Annotated in this window: 16 protein-coding genes and 1 other RNA gene; 11 read left to right on the plus strand and 6 right to left on the minus strand. The window is 68.5% G+C overall.

What is annotated here, in order from left to right:
• Positions 1–305: 305 nt before the first annotated feature.
• The 4 genes from AC5P66_RS16625 to AC5P66_RS16640 all read right to left on the minus strand — a co-directional run bounded on the left by AC5P66_RS16625 (position 306) and on the right by AC5P66_RS16640 (position 4,434).
• Positions 306–1,691 carry an FAD-binding oxidoreductase gene (locus AC5P66_RS16625; protein ID WP_099495700.1) on the minus strand — a complete coding sequence of 462 codons (1,386 nt, stop codon included), beginning with the start codon at positions 1,689–1,691 and terminating at the stop codon, positions 306–308.
• Positions 1,688–2,269 (minus strand): metal-dependent hydrolase, encoded by a 582-nt coding sequence (locus tag AC5P66_RS16630; RefSeq protein ID WP_099495699.1) that lies wholly within the window; start codon positions 2,267–2,269, stop codon positions 1,688–1,690. Before AC5P66_RS16630 ends, AC5P66_RS16625 begins: the two co-directional genes overlap by 4 nt.
• Before the next feature lie 85 nt (positions 2,270–2,354).
• Positions 2,355–2,723, minus strand: a complete 369-nt coding sequence (locus AC5P66_RS16635) for a YraN family protein (protein WP_049439300.1) — start codon at positions 2,721–2,723, stop codon at positions 2,355–2,357.
• Positions 2,713–4,434 (minus strand): penicillin-binding protein activator, encoded by a 1,722-nt coding sequence (locus AC5P66_RS16640; RefSeq protein ID WP_049413108.1) that lies wholly within the window; start codon positions 4,432–4,434, stop codon positions 2,713–2,715. The genes AC5P66_RS16635 and AC5P66_RS16640 overlap by 11 nt, the downstream gene beginning before the upstream one ends.
• A gap of 81 nt (positions 4,435–4,515) precedes the next feature.
• On the opposite strand from AC5P66_RS16640, the gene rsmI reads away from it, so the two are divergent.
• Complete coding sequence (gene rsmI, locus AC5P66_RS16645; protein WP_065178763.1) at positions 4,516–5,334, plus strand: 16S rRNA (cytidine(1402)-2'-O)-methyltransferase; 819 nt, start codon at positions 4,516–4,518, stop codon at positions 5,332–5,334.
• Between the two features lie 174 nt (positions 5,335–5,508).
• Positions 5,509–5,860: RNase P RNA component class A (gene rnpB / locus AC5P66_RS16650), an RNA gene on the plus strand.
• Between the two features lie 123 nt (positions 5,861–5,983).
• Here the strand turns inward: rnpB and AC5P66_RS16655 are convergent.
• Positions 5,984–6,463 (minus strand): DM13 domain-containing protein, encoded by a 480-nt coding sequence (locus tag AC5P66_RS16655; protein WP_099488421.1) that lies wholly within the window; start codon positions 6,461–6,463, stop codon positions 5,984–5,986.
• Between the two features lie 320 nt (positions 6,464–6,783).
• Complete coding sequence (locus AC5P66_RS16660) at positions 6,784–7,572, minus strand: NRDE family protein (RefSeq protein WP_049413116.1); 789 nt, start codon at positions 7,570–7,572, stop codon at positions 6,784–6,786.
• Between the two features lie 324 nt (positions 7,573–7,896).
• Here AC5P66_RS16660 and mraZ point away from each other — a divergent pair, with 324 nt between their 5' ends.
• Genes mraZ through murG form a run of 9 tightly spaced genes read left to right on the plus strand, consistent with a single transcriptional unit; the run spans position 7,897 to position 17,804 of the window.
• A complete protein-coding gene (gene mraZ / locus AC5P66_RS16665; RefSeq protein ID WP_004143635.1) occupies positions 7,897–8,343 on the plus strand; it encodes a division/cell wall cluster transcriptional repressor MraZ in 447 nt (148 codons plus the stop codon).
• Between the two features lie 14 nt (positions 8,344–8,357).
• The gene (rsmH, locus tag AC5P66_RS16670; protein ID WP_099495698.1) at positions 8,358–9,326 is read left to right on the plus strand and encodes a 16S rRNA (cytosine(1402)-N(4))-methyltransferase RsmH; all 969 of its coding nucleotides are present in this window, start codon (positions 8,358–8,360) and stop codon (positions 9,324–9,326) included.
• Positions 9,323–9,586: a cell division protein FtsL gene (ftsL, locus tag AC5P66_RS16675; protein ID WP_005415286.1), complete on the plus strand. Its 264-nt coding sequence runs from the start codon at positions 9,323–9,325 to the stop codon at positions 9,584–9,586. The genes rsmH and ftsL overlap by 4 nt, the downstream gene beginning before the upstream one ends.
• On the plus strand, positions 9,583–11,427 hold the full coding sequence (locus tag AC5P66_RS16680) for a peptidoglycan D,D-transpeptidase FtsI family protein (protein ID WP_099495697.1): 1,845 nt from the start codon (positions 9,583–9,585) through the stop codon (positions 11,425–11,427). Before ftsL ends, AC5P66_RS16680 begins: the two co-directional genes overlap by 4 nt.
• On the plus strand, positions 11,424–12,932 hold the full coding sequence (locus AC5P66_RS16685; protein ID WP_099495696.1) for a UDP-N-acetylmuramoyl-L-alanyl-D-glutamate--2,6-diaminopimelate ligase: 1,509 nt from the start codon (positions 11,424–11,426) through the stop codon (positions 12,930–12,932). Before AC5P66_RS16680 ends, AC5P66_RS16685 begins: the two co-directional genes overlap by 4 nt.
• The gene (locus tag AC5P66_RS16690; protein ID WP_495216514.1) at positions 12,929–14,323 is read left to right on the plus strand and encodes a UDP-N-acetylmuramoyl-tripeptide--D-alanyl-D-alanine ligase; all 1,395 of its coding nucleotides are present in this window, start codon (positions 12,929–12,931) and stop codon (positions 14,321–14,323) included. Before AC5P66_RS16685 ends, AC5P66_RS16690 begins: the two co-directional genes overlap by 4 nt.
• Entirely contained in the window at positions 14,313–15,398 is a 1,086-nt protein-coding gene (mraY, locus tag AC5P66_RS16695) for a phospho-N-acetylmuramoyl-pentapeptide-transferase (RefSeq protein ID WP_005415291.1), read from the plus strand. Before AC5P66_RS16690 ends, mraY begins: the two co-directional genes overlap by 11 nt.
• A gap of 1 nt (position 15,399) precedes the next feature.
• Positions 15,400–16,719, plus strand: a complete 1,320-nt coding sequence (gene ftsW / locus AC5P66_RS16700) for a putative lipid II flippase FtsW (protein ID WP_049413122.1) — start codon at positions 15,400–15,402, stop codon at positions 16,717–16,719.
• The gene (murG, locus tag AC5P66_RS16705; protein ID WP_099495694.1) at positions 16,716–17,804 is read left to right on the plus strand and encodes an undecaprenyldiphospho-muramoylpentapeptide beta-N-acetylglucosaminyltransferase; all 1,089 of its coding nucleotides are present in this window, start codon (positions 16,716–16,718) and stop codon (positions 17,802–17,804) included. The genes ftsW and murG overlap by 4 nt, the downstream gene beginning before the upstream one ends.
• The last annotated feature ends 33 nt before the right edge of the window (positions 17,805–17,837 follow it).

The raw sequence follows: 17,837 nt of genomic DNA on the forward strand, positions 1-17,837 counted from the left end.
CGGGCTTCATCGCGGTCTGGACCAAGAGCAGCCGAGCACCGGCTCGGCTATACGGGAGCGCGGAGGTGAACGACGCGCCGTTGTAGAGCCGAGCCCACGCTCGGCTTGCGCGCGCAGCGCGGGCTTCATCGCGGTCTGGACGAAGAGCAGCCGAGCACCGGCTCGGCTCTACGGGAGCGCGGAGGTGAACGACACGCCGTTGTAGAGCCGAGCCCACGCTCGGCTTTCGCGCGCAGCGCGGGAGTTTCGCGAACGGAATGGAGAGCAGCCGAGCATGGGCTCGGCTCTACAGGAGTGTGCGCGGTCTATGCCGGCGGCAGTACCTTGCCCGGGTTGAGGATACCGTCCGGGTCAAGCGCGGCTTTGATCGCGCGCATCGTCGCCAGCGTAGCCGGTGTAAACGCCTGCGGCATGAAATCGCGCTTGGCCAGGCCGATGCCGTGTTCGCCCGACAACGTGCCGCCCAGTGCCAGTGTCAGCTCGAAGATCTTCGGCAGCGCGGCATGCGCGCGCGCGTTTTCGTCGGCATCCTCCGGGTGATAGAGGATGTTGACGTGCAGGTTGCCGTTGCCGGCGTGGCCGAAGGTGACGATGGTGAGCGCGTAGTCACGTGCCAGGGCCTGCACGCCGGCCACCAGTTCCGGAATGCGCGACACCGGAACCACCACGTCTTCATTGATCTTGCCCGGCGCGACGCTGCGCAGCGCAGGCGACAGCGCCCTGCGCGCCGCCCACAGCTGGTCGCGTGCACGGCCTTCCATCGCCACGTCCAGCTCGATCATGCCGTCGCCTTCGGCGGCGCTGGCCAATGCCTGCAACAGATAGGGCAGCGTGTCGTGGTCACCATCGGCCTCGACCAGCAGCATCGCGCCTGCCTCCGGCACATCGGCACCATTCATCCGCAGCAGCTCCAGGCTGCGCGCATCCATGAATTCCAGGCGGGTGGGTACCACCGGCTGCGACATCAACCGCGACACGCCGGCCGCCGCAGCATCGGCATCGCGGTACAGCACGCGCAGGCCGGCCTGGCTGACCGGCAGCGGGGTCAGTTTCAGCGTGGCTTCCACGATCAGTGCCAGCGTGCCTTCGCTGCCCACCAGCAGATGGGTGAGGTCGTAGCCGGTGGCGTCCTTGGTGTAGGCACCACCGCAGCGGATCACCTCACCGGTGCCGGTCACCGCCACCAGGCCCAGTACGTTGTCGCGGCTGGTGCCGTACTTCACCGCGCGCGGGCCGCCCGCATTGCAGGCCAGGTTGCCGCCGATGCTGCAGATCTCGGCGCTGGACGGGTCCGGCGCCCAGAACAGGCCGTGCGGCGCCAGCGCCTGCTGCAGCGTGCCGTTCAACACGCCCGGCTGCACGACCGCGCAGCGATCACCGGCGCGGATCTCGACGATGCGGTCCATGCGGGTGAACGAGAGTACGATGCTGCCCGGCTGCGGGACCGCTGCACCGGTAGTGCCGGTGCCGGCGCCGCGCGCGACCAGCGCCACGCCATGCGCGCGACAGGCACGCACCAGCGCCTGCACCTGCTCGATGTCCGCCGGAAACGCCACTGCAGCCGGCCGCTGATGGCGCCATGAGTTGTCCTGCGCATTCGCCTCCAGCGCGCCGTCATCCATGCGCCAGCCCTCCGCGCCCAGCAGGGTGGACAGTTCGGTAACCAAATCGGTGGGTAGGAAAGGACTCATGACAGGTCTCGTGGGGCCGCAGGAGCGGGTTGGATCAGTTTCCAGGCGACAACGGCGCCAGCCAGCGGCAGCCACACCCAACGCAGTTCGGAGAGCAGGGTAGCCAGGCCGCGCGCGCTGAAGAACTGTGGCGCGAACGGTGACACCCGGATCGGTCGCCACGGCGCGAAGAAGCGGTGTTCATTCCACGGCCAGGCCAGCGCGACGCCGAGGCCACCGGAGGTCATCGCATCGAGCAGTGGATGGCTGGCGGCACAGACGAAGACGAACACAGCGGCTTGTACGGTAGATGCCAACCTTGGTTGGCACACACCCGGCGACCAAGGTCGGCGACTACCCAAGAACGCCAACGCCGCGGCCAATGCTGCCAGCACGCCGGCAAACAGCAGTGAGTGGCTGGCGCCGCGATGGCCGAAGGCATCGGCATAGGGAATGTGCAGCGCAAAGGCCAGTACATCGGCATCGGGCAACATCGCTGCGATCACGCCTGCCGCCAGCAGGCGCGGTGGGATGCGGCCACGATCAGCGGCGCACCACAGCGCCAGCGGCACAGCGGCATGGGTGATGATCGACGGCATCAGTCACGCACCATGGTCGTACCGGCCGCTGGCCGGCTGCAGGCCCGACGGGTAGTGCCGGCCGCTGGCCGGCAAAGAGTAGCCATCAGCAGTCATCCAATCGGAACGCATCCCGCAGCCAGTGCAGCTGCGGCGGTTCGCCGGTGGCTTCCACCACATCGAAGCGGCAGGGTGCATTGGCCAGCGCCGGGTGGTCCTGCAGGTACAGCTGCGCGGCATGGGCCAGGCGCCGGCATTTGCGCGCATCGACTGAAGCGGCGCCGCCACCGAAATCGGATCGCGCGCGGTAGCGCACTTCCACGAACACCACGGTGCCGGCATCGTCCATCACCAGGTCCAATTCACCGCCGCGATAGCGCACATTGCGCGCACGCGGCTGCAGTCCGGCCTGTTGCAGGTGCTGCTCGGCGGCGGCTTCCACCGCCGAGCCACGTTGGCTGCGCTCAGCGACCACCGACGATCGGCATCGGCCGGCCGCCATTGAAGGTCGACCAGGCCGGCTGGCGCAGGATGTTGCCGTTGCTGTCCAGGAACAGGGTGCCGGTGGCACCGTCCAGGCCGCCTTCGTTGGACAGTTTGTCCAGGTAGGCGGTGATCTTCCAGGCGTCGGCACCGAAGGCGAACAGGCGGCCGGCCGCACCGCGTGCGCTCGGCAGGGTGCTGGCCACCTGGCTGGCCGACGGCAGGCCGGACACGCTGCGCACGTTCCAGGCTTCGTTCGGATAGACGATGCCGTCCAGCGCCACGTCTTCTTCCACCTTGCCGCTGCCAACGGTCAGCTGCGAGGTGCCGACGCGGGTCGCGCCGCCTGCACCGGCCAGCGCCAGCTGCGGCGCCAGCAGGCGCGCCTGCGGCGCGCGCACGGCGAGGAACACGGCATCGACCTGGCCGGCGTTACGCACCTGCGCGCCGACATCGCCGACGGCATCGGTGACGCCGATCGTGGCCACCACCTGGCCACCGCGCTGCGCGAAGCGCTGGGCGAAGGCGGCGGCGGCACGGCGGCCGGTGTCGTCAGCGCTGTTGATCACCAGCGCCTTGCTGCGCTCGCGGCCACGCAGGTACTCGGCGGCGACGATGCCGTCGTCTTCCGGTGCCAGCGAAAAGCCCGCACTGCCGGCCGGCGGTGCGTCCTTGCCGCGGTTCAGGGCCAGCACCGGCACCTGCAGCTGCTGGCGGCCGTACACGGCGTCCACTTCGTCGCGGCCCAGCGGACCGACCACGAAGTCGGCACCGGAGGCGACGGCCTTGTCATAGGCGGCCAGGGCACCGGCCGGGGTGCCGGCGGTGTCGAAGAAGTTGATGTCCGGGCGGCGGCGGCTTTCACCGTAATAAGCGCTCAACAGGCCATCGCGCACCGGCTGTGCGGCGGTGGCCAGGCGGCCGCTGAGCGGCAGCAGCACGGCCAGCTTGGCCGGCGGGCGGTAACCGTCGCTCATTGCCGGCGGCCGCTTGCTGGTGTCGAACTGGGCCGCGCCATCGCGGTCGAACGGGCGCGGCAGCGGCAGGCCGCGCGCGATCAGTGCACGGCCGGCGAAGTTGTAGAGCGGGTCGTTGGCCGGCAGGGCGGCGGCACGGCTGCGCAGGGTGGCATCGTCGAGGGTACCGAGCAGGCCGGCAATGGCGGCCTGGTTCTCGCTGCGCGCGCTGCCGGTCAGGCTGGAATGGGCGCGGGCGCGCTCGGTGGCGGCACCGAAGGCATCGCCGGTGCCCTGCAGCGCACTGGCACGGGCCAGGTACCAGCGCGTGCGCAGGGCCGGCAGCACGTTGTCGCCGTGGTCCTTCAGCAGGGCCAGCGCCTGCGCCGGCTGCTTGTCGGCCAGGGCCAGCTCGGCACTGGTCAGCTGGTAGCGCTGCAGGCTGGCGCCGGACAGCTGGCGTGCGGTGAGCTGGCCGAGCAGGCTGCGCGCGCGGGCACTGTCACCGGCGAGGTGCCAGGCCCAGGCCGCATCGGCCAGTGCGTTGCTGCGGGCACCGCCGCGCAGGGTGGAGGCCAGGCCTTCCAGCTGCAGCGCGGCATCGCGCGGCTTGCCCTGTTCGATCAGCGCCAGCGCCTGGCTCTGGGCCGGCGAATCGGGCGTGCTGGTCAGGCTGGTGGTGGCACAACCGGCCAACAGCATCAGCGACAACGACAGGGCGGAGATCCGTGCGGCGGGCTTGTTCATGATCGGGTCCATGCGATGAGGGCAGCGGCCTTGGCCGGGTACACGCTACGATTCTACCCTTGCCCCGTGAGTACCGCTGAAATGAGTGTCCCAACCCTGTACGTCGTCGCCACCCCGATCGGCAACCTGGCCGATCTGAGCCCGCGCGCGCAGGAGGTGCTGCGTTCGGTGGCGGCCATCTGTGCCGAGGACACCCGCCGCAGCGGCCAGCTGCTGTCCCATTTTGGCATCCAGCAACCGCTGGTGGCCCTGCACGAACACAATGAAGAGGCCCTGGCGCAGCGCCTGGTCTCGCGTCTGCAGGCCGGCGAGTCGCTGGCGCTGGTCAGCGATGCGGGTACCCCGCTGGTCAGTGACCCCGGTTTCCGCCTGGTGCGTGCCGCGCGCGCGGCGGGTATCAAGGTCAGCCCGGTGCCCGGCGCCTGCGCCGCCATCGCTGCCCTGAGCGTGGCCGGCCTGCCCAGCGACCGTTTCAGCTTCGAGGGCTTCCTGCCGGCCAAGGCCAGCGGCCGCCGCGACCGCCTGCAGGCGCTGGCTGGCGAAGTGCGCACGATGGTGTTCTACGAATCCTCGCACCGCATCGCCGAGTCGCTGGCCGACATGGCGGCGATCTTCGGCGGCGAGCGCCCGGCGGTGCTGGCCCGCGAGCTGACCAAGCTGTTCGAGACCGTGCTCGATGGTGACCTGGCGGGGCTGCTGGCCCAGGTCGAGGCGGACGACAACCAGCGCAAGGGGGAGTTCGTGGTGATGGTGCAGGGTGCTGGTGACGACGAGGAAGCGCAGCTGGCGCATGGTCGCCGTGTCTACGCGAAGCTGAGCGAGCACCTGCCGCCGTCGACCGCTGCCAAGCTGGCTGCTGAGTTGACCGGCGCACCGCGCAAGGCGCTGTACGGGAGTTGATGGATCGTGCGGACCAAGGTCCGCACCCACCAGAGCGGAATCCGCACCACCAGAGCGGTGCGGGTTTCGTCGGCCCTGTCCAGTGAATCGGTAGAGCCACGCCACGCGTGGATGAACCGGATGCCGCGATCGGCACGGCAGGACGGGCGTGCGTAGGCTAGAATGTGCGCTGGCGGAGCCGGCCAGACAGTCGCGTCATCCCTTCGGGGGTGCCGAGGAAAGTCCGGGCTCCATAGGGCAAGGTGCCAGGTAACGCCTGGGCGGCGCAAGCCGACGGAAAGTGCAACAGAAAGATACCGCCTACGTCTTCTTCGGAAGGCCGGTAAGGGTGAAATGGTGCGGTAAGAGCGCACCGCGAGTCTGGCAACAGACCGGCACGGCAAACCCCACCTGGAGCAAGACCAAATAGGGATCCTTTGGCGCGGCCCGCGTTGGATCCGGGTAGGTTGCTTGAGCGTTGCGGTGACGTAACGCCTAGAGGAATGACTGTCCACGACAGAACCCGGCTTATCGGCCGGCTCCGCCTCTTTCTTCCATAGGCATGGACCGCGCATCGGTAGTGCCGGCCTCTGGCCGGCAGCTTCACGATGCCCGCAGCGGCGGACAGAGTGCCGCCGGCCAGCGGCACTACCTCGACGTCGCGCGGTCCTCAGCCCGGCGTACGGTACTGCCCGGCGGAAATGAACTGCGAGAAGCGCTCGCACCACACCACGACGGTGGTGTAGTCGTCCACGTCCACGTTCGCGGGCACCTCGACCAGGAAGCGGTTGAAGGTCTTCACTTCGCCGATGCGCTGGGCCTGCGCCTTGATCTTCAGGAAGTCGGCCTTGTTGTCGACGAAGTCGCGCACAAGGTACACCTTGTAATCCGGGCCCGGTCCCATCTTCCCGTCGAAGGCGACCTGGGTGGCGCTGACGCTGACCTTGCCTTCGGCCCAGTGAACCGCATCGCTGCCTTTGAGGTCGCGGCGGAAGGTGGTGCGGTAGGTGGCGTCCTTCATCGCGGCCTGTACCTGGGTGGTCGGCGGGTCATCGGGGGCGATCAGGATCGGCAGGAAGTAGACGCCCAGGCCGAAGCCCAGGCCGAGGGTGAGCAGGTGGGTGGCGAGCAGGATGAGGATGCGGCGCATGGGGCCTCCTTGTGGTTGCGGTCGATCGCGCGGCGTGCTGCCGGGCGCGACCACCCTGGGAGGTTGCGGGCGGCATTTATAGACACAGTGGCAGACGCAAAAAGGGCACAGTGGGATGGCCGCGGTGGCGCAGGCCCTGTGGTGCGGGCGAGAAGGCGCTGCGCCGGGAAGCTGAATGACGCCGTTGGCAGTCCTGGAGCGGGTAGTGCCGGCCGCTGGCCCGCAGCTGTGTGGCCTGCCTGAAGATCCGGAGGTTGCCGGCCAGCGGCCGGCACTACCCTGCTGGAAAGAGATGCCGGCCAGGGGCCGTCATGACCGGGTCAGAAAATGACGTGGCTTTGTCCGCTGGGGACGCCCTGCGGGCCGAAGCGGCGTTCGTGGATCTCGCCGTGGCCGTCGGCGTCGATCAGCAGCACGGTGCTGGCGCGGGTGCCGTAGTCGTCGCCGCGGATGAAGGCCGGGCTCAGCCAGCGCTCGCGTTCCAGGCCGATGCCGGTGTCGGGCAGGTCGCTGTCGGCGGGGCGGTGTTCATCGGCCAGGGCATTCCAGAGCGGGGTCAGGTCCGGGGTCAGATCCCTCTCGCGTTGCGAAAGGGATCTGCCCCCGTCTTTCTGCAGCCAGGCTTCAAGGGCCGCCATCAGCCGCCGGGTCTTCGGCCAGGGGGCGTCCAGCGCGCCGTTGGACATGCCGTGTACGCCCGGGCCAAGCGTCTGCCGTTCGGCGGGATGGTTGCCCAGGTACTCCAGGCTGTCGCTATCGGCCAGCAGGAGATTGAACGGGGCGTAGGCGCCAGCCACGGTCGCCAAGCGGTCGATATGCACGGCCGCCGGGTCGCGGCCGCGCAGGAAGTCGGCCACCAGCGCGCCCCGCGATGGGCCGGTCTGGGCCGCCAGCGGGTCGCGGACGTTGGTGACCACCGCCATCCGGCCCGAGGCGCCAACCCCGGCCCAGCCTCCGCCGGAGCGCAGATCGCGACCGCCGATGACAGACGTCTCATCCTGCCAGGGGGCCAGCGCCGCCGTCGGGCGGGCGTGGAACTCATCACGGTTGCCGGCCATCACCAGCCGCCAGCGCGGGTGGTGCATCCAGCCAAGAGCGAGCAGGCACATGGCTTCATTGTGCACGGTTTGCGCAGTCTGGCGCCGTTTCCGGCCCGCTCCGGATGAATGCGCGGCTGATGTTTCACGCCCTGTCCACGCCCCTGAACTTCCGTTCAATCTCAAAAATTGAGACGGATCAGCAACTTGTGGATAAGCCTTGAACAATTCTCTAAAGGTTGTTGCAAGCCATTGATGCGGCTGGCGATTTCCCTGCTGAAAAGTTGTTGACAACCCTCCGCCCGCTGCTAAGGTGGGCATCAGAGGGAAATCCGGGTGTTTTGTGGGTTTTCGTGGTTCAATGTTTCACCGGGCGAAGGACAAGGTGCAGGCGTCGTGTTCCAGGGCGAGACGGCCATCACAGTTGACGACAAGGGGCGCATGGCGGTTCCCACCGCTTACCGCGACCTCGTCGCGCGCGCCAGCAACAACCGTCTCGTGCTGACCTACAACCCGTTCGAAGCCGGCTGCCTGTGGCTGTACGCAGAGTCGGAATGGGAGCGGGTCCGCGACGATGTGATGTCCAAGCCCAACACCCAGCGCGTCGTGCGCCTGTTGCAGCAGAAGCTGGTCGGCTCGGCCGCCCATCTGGAACTGGACGGCAACGGTCGCATCAGCATCCCCGCCAGCCACCGCGGTGCGGTGGGCATTGAGAAGAAGGCGGTATTGCTCGGCATGGGCGACAAGTTCGAATTGTGGAGCGAGCAGGCGCATCGGGCCCTGATCCAGCAGACGTTGTCTGACGAGGATCTGGGTGATGGGTTGCTCGACCTGAAGTTGTGAGCCGGGGTGCCCGGATGCGCCCAGAAGCGCAGGCCGGTCACCTTCCGGTGTCGCAGTCGCCGGCGGTGCACCTGCCGGTCCTGTACACCCAGGTCCTTGAAGGCCTGAGGGTGATCGAAAACGGACGTTATCTGGATGGCACGTTCGGTCGTGGCGGTCATGCACGTGGCGTGCTCACCCAGCTCGGTCCCGAGGGGCGCCTGCTGGTCATGGACAAGGATCCGGAAGCCATCGCCGTTGCCGAGCGCGATTTCGCGCCGGACCCGCGCGTGTCCATCTTCCGTGGCAGCTTCGCCCAGCTGCTGCAGTGGGATGCGACGGCCGAAGGCCTGGACGGCGTGCTGTTCGACCTGGGCGTGTCGTCGCCGCAGCTGGACGTGGCCGAACGTGGCTTCAGCTTCGGCAAGGACGGCCCGCTGGACATGCGCATGGACCCGGACAGCGGTGAAAGCGCCGCGCAGTGGATCAACCGCGTGGAAGAGCGCGAGATCGCTGATGTGCTGTGGACCTACGGCGAAGAGCGGCAGAGCCGGCGCATCGCCCGCGCCATCGTGGCCCGCCGCGAGAAGCAGCCGTTCACCCGCACCGCCGAACTGGCCGAGCTGATCGCCTCGGTGATGCCGCGTGGGAAAGACAAGATCCACCCGGCCACGCGCACCTTCCAGGCCATCCGCATCCACATCAACCGCGAGCTGGCCGATCTGGAAGCCGGTCTCGATGCGGCCGTGGAACGGCTCAAGCCCGGCGGCCGCCTGGCGGTGATCAGCTTCCACTCGCTGGAAGACCGCATCGTCAAGCAGTACATGAACCGCCTGGCCAAGGCGCCGCCGGCCAACCGCCGCCTGCCCGAGGCCGTTGCATTCGTGCCGACGCTGGACCTGATCGGCGGCGCCATCAAGGCCACCGACGAAGAGCTGGCCGCCAACCCGCGCGCCCGCAGCGCTGTGCTGCGCGTGGCCCAGAAGCGGGAGGCCGACGCATGAGCCGGCTGCTGCTGATCATCCTGCTGGCCTGCACCGTGGCCTCGGCGATCGGCGTCGTGTTCGTGCGTCACCGTCATCGGCAGACGTTCATCGAGCTGTCGCGCGCCGAGCGCAAGCGCGATGACATCAACCTGGAATTCGGTCGCCTGCAGCTGGAGCAGGCCACGCTGGCCGAAGCCAACCGTGTCGATCGCATCGCCCGCGAAAAGCTCGGCATGAAGTTCCCCGAGGCCGCCGACATCGTGGTGGTGCGCCCATGAGCAAGGCCGGTCGCAACCGTCCACGTAATGCCTTCAACCTGCGCCAGCGCCTGCGCTGGGTCGCGTTGGCGCTTGGCCTGTGCTCGGTGTCGCTGGTCGGCCGCGCGGCCTACGTGCAGATCATCAACAGCGACTTCTACCAGCGCCAGGGCGAGGCCCGCTACCTGCGCGAGCTGCCGATCAAGACCTCGCGCGGCATGATCACCGACCGCAACGGCGAGCCGCTGGCGGTGTCCACGCCGGTTGCCTCGATCTGGGTCAACCCGCAGGACCTGCTGCGTTCGCCCGAGCGCATCCCCGAGCTGGCCCAGGCGGTCGGCATGTCGGTGGATGAGCTGAGCAGCCGCCTGTCGCAGAAGTCGGACAAGGAATTCATGTACCTGCGCCGCCGGATCAACCCGGACGAGGCAGAGAAGGTGGTGGCGCTGAAGATTCCGGGCGTGGCCGCACAGCGCGAGTTCCGCCGCTTCTACCCGCAGGGTGAGGCGATGGCGCACGTGCTGGGCTTCACCAACATCGACGACCGCGGCCAGGAAGGCCTGGAGCTGGCGTTCGACGAATGGCTGCGCGGCAAGCCGGGTGCCAAGCGGGTGATCCGCAACCGCAAGGGCGAGACCGTCGAAAGCGATCTGCTGCGCGCCGCCGAGCCGGGCAAGGACCTGACCCTCAGCATCGACCGCCGCATCCAGTACCTGGCCTTCAAGGAACTGCGCAACGCGCTGGTGGCCAACAAGGCGGCCGGCGGTTCGATGGTGATCATGGACGTGACCACCGGCGAGATCCTGGCCATGGTCAATCTGCCGACCTACAACCCGAATTCGTTGACCGGCGCGATCCCTGATACGCGCCGCAACCGCGCGGTGACCGACCTGGTCGAGCCGGGTTCGACGATGAAGCCGCTGACCATCGCCACCGCGCTGCAGGCCGGTGCGGTGACCAAGGACACCATCATCGACACCAACCCGGGCTACATGACGCTGGGTCGCTTCACCATCCGCGACGTGCCACGCAACAACGGCGTGCTGAACGTGACCGGCGTGATCACCCGCAGTTCGAACGTGGGTGCAGCCAAGGTTGCGGCGAAGATGCCGGACCAGACCTTCTATGACGGCGTGCGCCGCTTCGGCTATGGTTCGGCGCCGCACAGCGGTTTCCCGGGTGAATCGGCCGGTGTGGTGATGCGTCCGGCGCGCTGGTCGGGGACCACCAAGACCACCATGTCCTACGGCTACGGCCTGTCGGTCACGCCACTGCAGATTGCCACCGCGTACTCGGCGCTGGCCAACGGCGGGCGCCTGATCGCGCCGACTTTCGTCAAGGGCCAGCGCAACGAAGGCCAGCAGATCATCGACGAGAACGTCGCCAGGCAGGTGGTGGCGATGATGGAAACGGTGGTCACCCAGGGCGGCGCCAAGCAGGCGGCGGTGCTGGGCTACCGCGTGGCCGGCAAGACCGGCACCGCACGCAAGGCCGGTCCGGGCGGTTACGAGCGCGGCCATTACAACGCGCTGTTTGCCGGCGTGGTGCCGGCCACCAACCCGCGCTTCGCCACCGTCATCGTCATCAACGATCCGCAGGCCGGCAAGTTCTACGGTGGCCTGGTGTCGGCGCCGGTCTATCACAACGTGATGGAAGGCACCCTGCGCTTGATGGACGTGCCGCTGGATGACCTGCAGTCGTGGCTGGCCGCACAGCAGTCGGGCAAGGTCGGCCATTCGGCCTCGATCCTGCCCGCACCGCCGGCCGAGACCGCGCTGCCGGTCGATGCCGCCGCTGAATTCGATGCCGCGCTGCCGAGCGCGCAAGCCCAGACGCCGCCCGCTACGGGAGGCACGCAATGAGTCCTTCGATGTTGCTTTCGCAGTTGCTTCCGGACGTGGCCCTGGCGGGCCATGATCCCGTTCTGACCGGCCTGGTGCTGGACAGCCGCGCCGTGCGCCCCGGCAATGCCTTCGTCGCCATCGCCGGTTTCGGCGCGCATGGCCTGGGCTTTGTCGAGCAGGCCCGTGCGGCCGGTGCCAGCGCCATCCTGTTCGAGCCACCGGCACCGGCCGATCTGCCGGCGCCGGCCGATGCGATCGCCGTGCCGGGCCTGCGGGCGCGCATGGGGGCGATGGCCGACCAGTTCCACGGCGCGCCGTCGCGGGCAATGGCGATGGTCGGGGTGACCGGCACCAACGGCAAGACCTCCACCGTGCAGCTGCTGGCCCAGGCCTGGCACCTGCTCGGAACGCCCAGTGGCAGTATCGGCACGCTGGGCGCCGGACTTTATGGTGCGGTCGAGCCGACCGGCTTCACCACGCCGCTGGTGCTGCAGATGCATGCGTTGCTGGCCCAGCTGCGCGACGCCGGTGCGCGCGCAGTGGCGATGGAAGTCAGTTCGCACGCGCTGGACCAGGGGCGCGTGGACGCCGTGCACTACGACGTGGCGGTGTTCACCAACCTCACCCGCGACCATCTGGACTACCACGGTGACATGGCCAGCTACGGCGCGGCCAAGGCGCGGCTGTTCCATCGCCCGGGCCTGAAGGCGGCGGTGGTGAACCTGGACGACGCCTTCGGTCGCCAGCTGTTCGCCGGCCTGCCTGCCGGCGTGCAACCGATCGGCCTGAGCTCGCGCGGTGCCACTGACGCCAGCGTGCGCGCCGAAGCGCTGCAGCTGGATGGGCGCGGTATTGCCTTCGAGCTGGTCATCGACGGCCAGCGTGCCGCGGTGCAGTCGCCGCTGCTGGGCCGCTTCAACGTGGACAACCTGCTGGCCGTGGCCGGCACCCTGCACGCGCAGGGCCAGCCGCTGCCGCGCATCGCCGAGGTGCTGTCGGCGCTGCAGCCGATCCGTGGCCGCATGAACCGCCTCGGCGGCGAAGACGGCCTGCCGACCGTGGTGGTCGACTACGCGCATACCCCGGACGCGCTGGAACAGGCGCTGGACAGCCTGCACGGCCATCTGCAGGGCACGCTGTTCTGCGTGTTCGGCTGTGGTGGCGAGCGCGATACCGGCAAGCGTCCGCAGATGGCGGCGATTGCCGAGCGCTTGGCCAACCAGGTCATCGTCACCGACGACAACCCGCGTGGCGAAGACGGCGACGTGATCGTGGCCGACATCCTGGCCGGCTTCCAGCACGCTGATGCCGTGACCGTGCAGCGCAGCCGCGCGCGTGCGATCGGCCTGGCGGTGAAGCGTGCCGGCGCCGGCGACATCATCCTGATTGCCGGCAAGGGCCATGAGCCGTACCAGGAAGTGAATGGCGTGCGCCATGACTTCGACGACACCGAAGTGGCTGCCGCTGCACTGGCGGCCAAGGCCGGTGTCCTGCAGGCACAGGCCGGGGAGGGCGCCGCATGAAGCGCACCCTGCTTTCGCTGATCGCACACTGGGCCGGTGGCGAGATCCACGGCGACGACGTGGCCATCGATGCGGTCAGCAATGACACCCGCAACCTGGGCCCGGGCAGCCTGTATGTGGCGCTGCGCGGCGAGCGTTTCGACGGCCATGACTTCGCGGCCGACGCGCAGGCGCGCGGTGCCAGTGCGCTGCTGGTCGAGCGCCTGCTGCCGGTCGAACTGCCGCAGGTGCTGGTGGCCGACAGCGAACTGGCGCTGGCGAAGATCGCTACCGGCATGCAGCGTGACCGTAGCACCGAGGTGTTCGCGATCACCGGCAGCAATGGCAAGACCAGCGTGAAGAACCTGCTGCTGTCGATCCTGCAGCAGGTGGCCCAGCACGCGCACAAGGTGGTCTACGCCAACCCGGGCAACCGCAACAACGAGATCGGCCTGCCGCTGGCGGTGATCGATGCCCCGGAAGACGCCGACTACGCCGTCTACGAGATGGGCGCCGGCAAGCCGGGCGACATCGCCTACCTGACCGACATCGCCCGCCCGCGTTATGCGCTGGTCAACAACATCGCCCCGGCGCACCTGGAACGTATGGGCAGCCTGCTCGGGGTGGCGGTGACCAAGGGCGCGATCTACGCCGCGCTGCCGGCCGATGGCGTGGCGGTGATCAACGCCGACGATGCCTACGGCCGCTGGTTCGAACAGCACGTCGTCGGCACTCCGGCGCGTTGCCGCGTGCTGCGCTATGGCCTGGAACACTCGGCGGACGTGACCGCGCGCGACATCCGCGCCGGTGCGCAGGGCAGCCAGTTCACCCTGGTCGCGCCGACCGGCGAGGCCCGCGTGGTGCTGGGCCTGCCGGGTCGCCACAACGTCAGCAATGCGCTGGCCGCCGCCAGCCTGGCGCTGGCGGCCGGTGTCGATCTGGCGCTGATTGCGGCCGGACTGGCCGAGGCGCAGCCGGTACCGGGACGCCAGATCGCCCATCAGCTGCGCAACGGCGCGGTGCTGGTGGACGACAGCTACAACGCCAATCCCGGCTCGCTGGCTGCGGCCATCGATGCCCTGGCCGCTGCCCCGGAAGAGGGCTGGCTGGTGCTGGGTGACATGCGCGAGCTGGGCCCGGACGGCGAGGCGCTGCATGCGCAGGCCGGCATCCGGGCACGCGCCGCCGGCCTGAAGCGGCTGTATGCACTGGGTCCGCTCAGTGCCGCCGCTGCGGCCGCCTTCGGTGAAGGCGGACGCCATTTCGCTACCCATGGTGCGCTGTCACAGGCGCTGCAGGACGAGTTGCACGCTGGTGTGCGCTGCCTGGTCAAGGGTTCCCGTGGCAGTGCCATGGACCTGATCGTCAAAGCGCTGCTGGCGCAAGGAGAGGAATCCCCGCATGTTGTATGAACTGGCTCGATGGTTGCAGCAGTTGGAGAGCCTGTTCGGGCTGTTCAACTACCAGACGTTCCGCGCCATCCTTGCCGCGCTGACGGCCCTGTTCCTGTCGCTGTGGCTCGGCCCGGCGATGATCCGCAAGCTCGCCCAGTTCAAGGGCGGCCAGCCGATCCGCCAGGACGGTCCGCAGACCCATTTCTCCAAGGCCGGCACGCCGACCATGGGCGGTTCGCTGATCCTGCTCACCATCACCCTGTCGGTGCTGATGTGGGCGGACCTGCGCAACCGCTACGTGTGGCTGGTACTGGCGGTGATGCTGTGCTTCGGCGCCATCGGCTGGTATGACGACTGGATCAAGATCGTCCGTCGCGACCCGAACGGCCTGAAGTCGCGCTGGAAGTACCTGCTGCAGTCGATCTTCGGCCTGGCTGCGGGCCTGTTCCTGTTCTACACGGCCGACGTGCCGGCAGCGCTGACCTTCTACATCCCGATGTTCAAGTCGGTCGCGCTGCCGCTGGCCGGCATCGGCTTCGTGGCCATCGCCTACTTCTGGATCGTCGGCTTCTCCAACGCGGTGAACCTGACCGACGGCCTGGACGGCCTGGCGATCATGCCGACCGTGCTGGTGGCCTGCGCACTGGGCGTATTCGCCTACGCCTCGGGCAACGTGGTGTTCGCCAACTACCTGCAGATCCCGCAGATCCCGGGCGCCGGCGAACTGGTCATCATCTGCGCGGCCATCGCCGGTGCCGGCCTGGGTTTCCTGTGGTTCAACACCTATCCGGCCATGGTCTTCATGGGCGACATTGGTGCGCTGGCGCTGGGCGCGGTGCTGGGCACGATCGCGGTGATCACCCGCCAGGAACTGGTGCTGGTGATCATGGGTGGCGTGTTCGTCATCGAAACGCTGTCGGTGATGATCCAGGTCGCTTCGTTCAAGCTGACCGGCAAGCGCGTGTTCCGCATGGCGCCGATCCACCACCATTTCGAACTGAAGGGCTGGCCGGAGCCGCGCGTGATCGTGCGCTTCTGGATCATCTCCGTCGTGCTCGTCCTGATCGGCCTGGCCACGTTGAAGGTGCGCTGAGATGAACGACCTGTCCCGCCAGGCAACACGCCTTGAAGCCATCGAAGGCAGCTACGACAAGTGGCTGCTGGGCGCGATCATCGCGCTCACCGGCGTGGGCGTGGTGATGGTGGCGTCCAGCTCGATCGCCTTGATGAGCAGCCCGTTCTACTACCTCAACCGCCACCTGATCTTCCTGGCGGTGGGTATCGTGCTGGCGGTCATCGCCGCCCGCACCGAGCTGAAATCCATCGAGCAGTACAACCAGATGCTGCTGCTGGGCTGCTTCGTGCTGCTGCTGGCGGTGTTCGCGCCGGGCCTGGGCAGCACGGTCAACGGCGCACGCCGCTGGATCAACCTGGGCATCTCCAAGTTCCAGACAGTCGAGGCGGTGAAGGTGCTGTACATCGTCTGGCTGTCCAGCTACCTGGTGCGCTTCCGCGACGAGGTCAATGCAACCTGGCCGGCGATGCTCAAGCCGCTGGGCGTGGCCGGTGCGCTGGTGGTGCTGCTGCTGCTGCAGCCGGACTTCGGTTCTTCGACCCTGCTGCTGGCGATCACCGCCGGCATGCTGGTGCTGGGCGGGGTGAACATGCCGCGCATGTCGATGCCGGTGGTCATCGGCCTGGTCGGCATGAGCGCACTGGCGATCATCGAGCCGTACCGCATGCGCCGCATCACCTCGTTCCTGGACCCGTGGGCCGACCAGCAGGGCGACGGCTACCAGCTGTCCAACGCGCTGATGGCGGTGGGCCGTGGCGAGTGGACCGGCGTCGGCCTGGGCAATTCGGTGCAGAAGCTGTACTACCTGCCCGAAGCGCACACCGACTTCATCTTCTCGGTCACCGCCGAGGAATTCGGTTTCCTGGGTACCTGCGTGATCGTGGCGCTGTATGCGCTGCTGGTCGGCCGCACCTTCTGGCTGGGCATGCGCTGCGTGGAAATGAAGCGCCACTTCTCCGGTTACATCGCCTTCGGCATTGGCCTGTGGATCAGCATGCAGACCTTCGTTTCCATCGGCGTGAACCTGGGCATCCTGCCGACCAAGGGCCTGACCCTGCCGCTGATCTCCTCCGGCGGCTCGTCGGTGCTGATGACCTGCGTGGCGATGGGCCTGCTGCTGCGCGTGTCCTACGAGCTCAAGCGCGCCGAGCGTCGCCAGGCCGTGCGCATCGGTGGCGCCGAAGAAGCCACTGCCGAGCCGATGGACGCCGCCGCCACGCCGGCGGCCGCCAGCGTGCCGGTGAGCGCCGAGCCGACGGCTGCCGCGGCGGCGAACGCCGCGCGCGGCACCAGCCGCCTGCAGTCGCGCATCGAACCGACCTTCGGGAGGCTGTCATGAATGCAGCCGACGAGAAGGGGCGCCCGGTGATGATCCTGGCCGGTGGCACCGGCGGTCACATCTTCCCCGGCCTGGCCGTGGCCCGCGTGCTGCGCGAGCGCGGCGTGCCGGTCACCTGGATGGGCGCCGAAGGCGCGATGGAAACCCGCCTGGTGCCGCAGCACGACATCGCCATCGACACGCTGGCGATCACCGGCCTGCGCGGCAAGGGCAAGCTGGCGCTGCTGGCGGCGCCATGGCGGCTGATGCGCGCGCTGCGCGCGGCCGGCATGATCATCCGCAAGCGCCAGCCGCGTGCCGTGGTGGCCTTCGGTGGCTTCGCCTCCGGCCCTGGTGGCATGGCCACGCGCCTGCACCGGATGCCGCTGATCGTGCATGAGCAGAACCGTGCACCGGGCCTGACCAACCGCGTCCTGTCGCGCTATGCGCGCCGGCTGCTGACCGGCTTCCCGGGCACCTTCGCCCAGCGCGAGGAATTCGTCGGCAACCCGGTGCGTGCGGAAATCGCCGCCATTGCGCCGCCGGACCAGCGCTTCGCCGACCGTCACGGCCCGCTGCGCGTGCTGGTGGTCGGGGGCAGCCAGGGCGCGCGTGCACTCAACACCGGCGTGCCGCAGGCGATCGCCGCGCTGGGCGCCGGCGTGCCGGTGCAGGTGCGCCACCAGAGCGGCGAGAAGATGCATGCCGAAGCGGTCGAGGCATATGCCAAGGCCGGCGTGCAGGCGGAAATCACCCCGTTCATCGCCGACATGGCCGAGGCTTTCGCCTGGGCTGACCTGGTTGTCTGCCGCGCCGGCGCGTCGACCCTGGCCGAGCTGTGCGCGGTCGGTGTCGGCAGCGTGCTGGTGCCATTCCCCGCTGCCGTCGACGATCACCAGACCCGCAACGCGGAGTACCTGGTCGAGCGCGGCGCGGCGGTGTTGCTGAAGCAGGACGGAACGCTGGCCGACGGCATTGCCGCACTGCTGCGCGATCTGTCCGAAAATCCCGCCCGCCGCATGCAGATGGCGCAAGCCGCGCGTGCCCTGGCCAAGGTCGATGCCGCCGAGCGCATCGCCGATATCATTCTCGAGGAAGCTGTATGAAGAAGGCATGCCACCGCGCCTGCCCTGCGCGAG

Source organism: Stenotrophomonas sp. YJH_SMC_122, assembly GCF_059369535.1.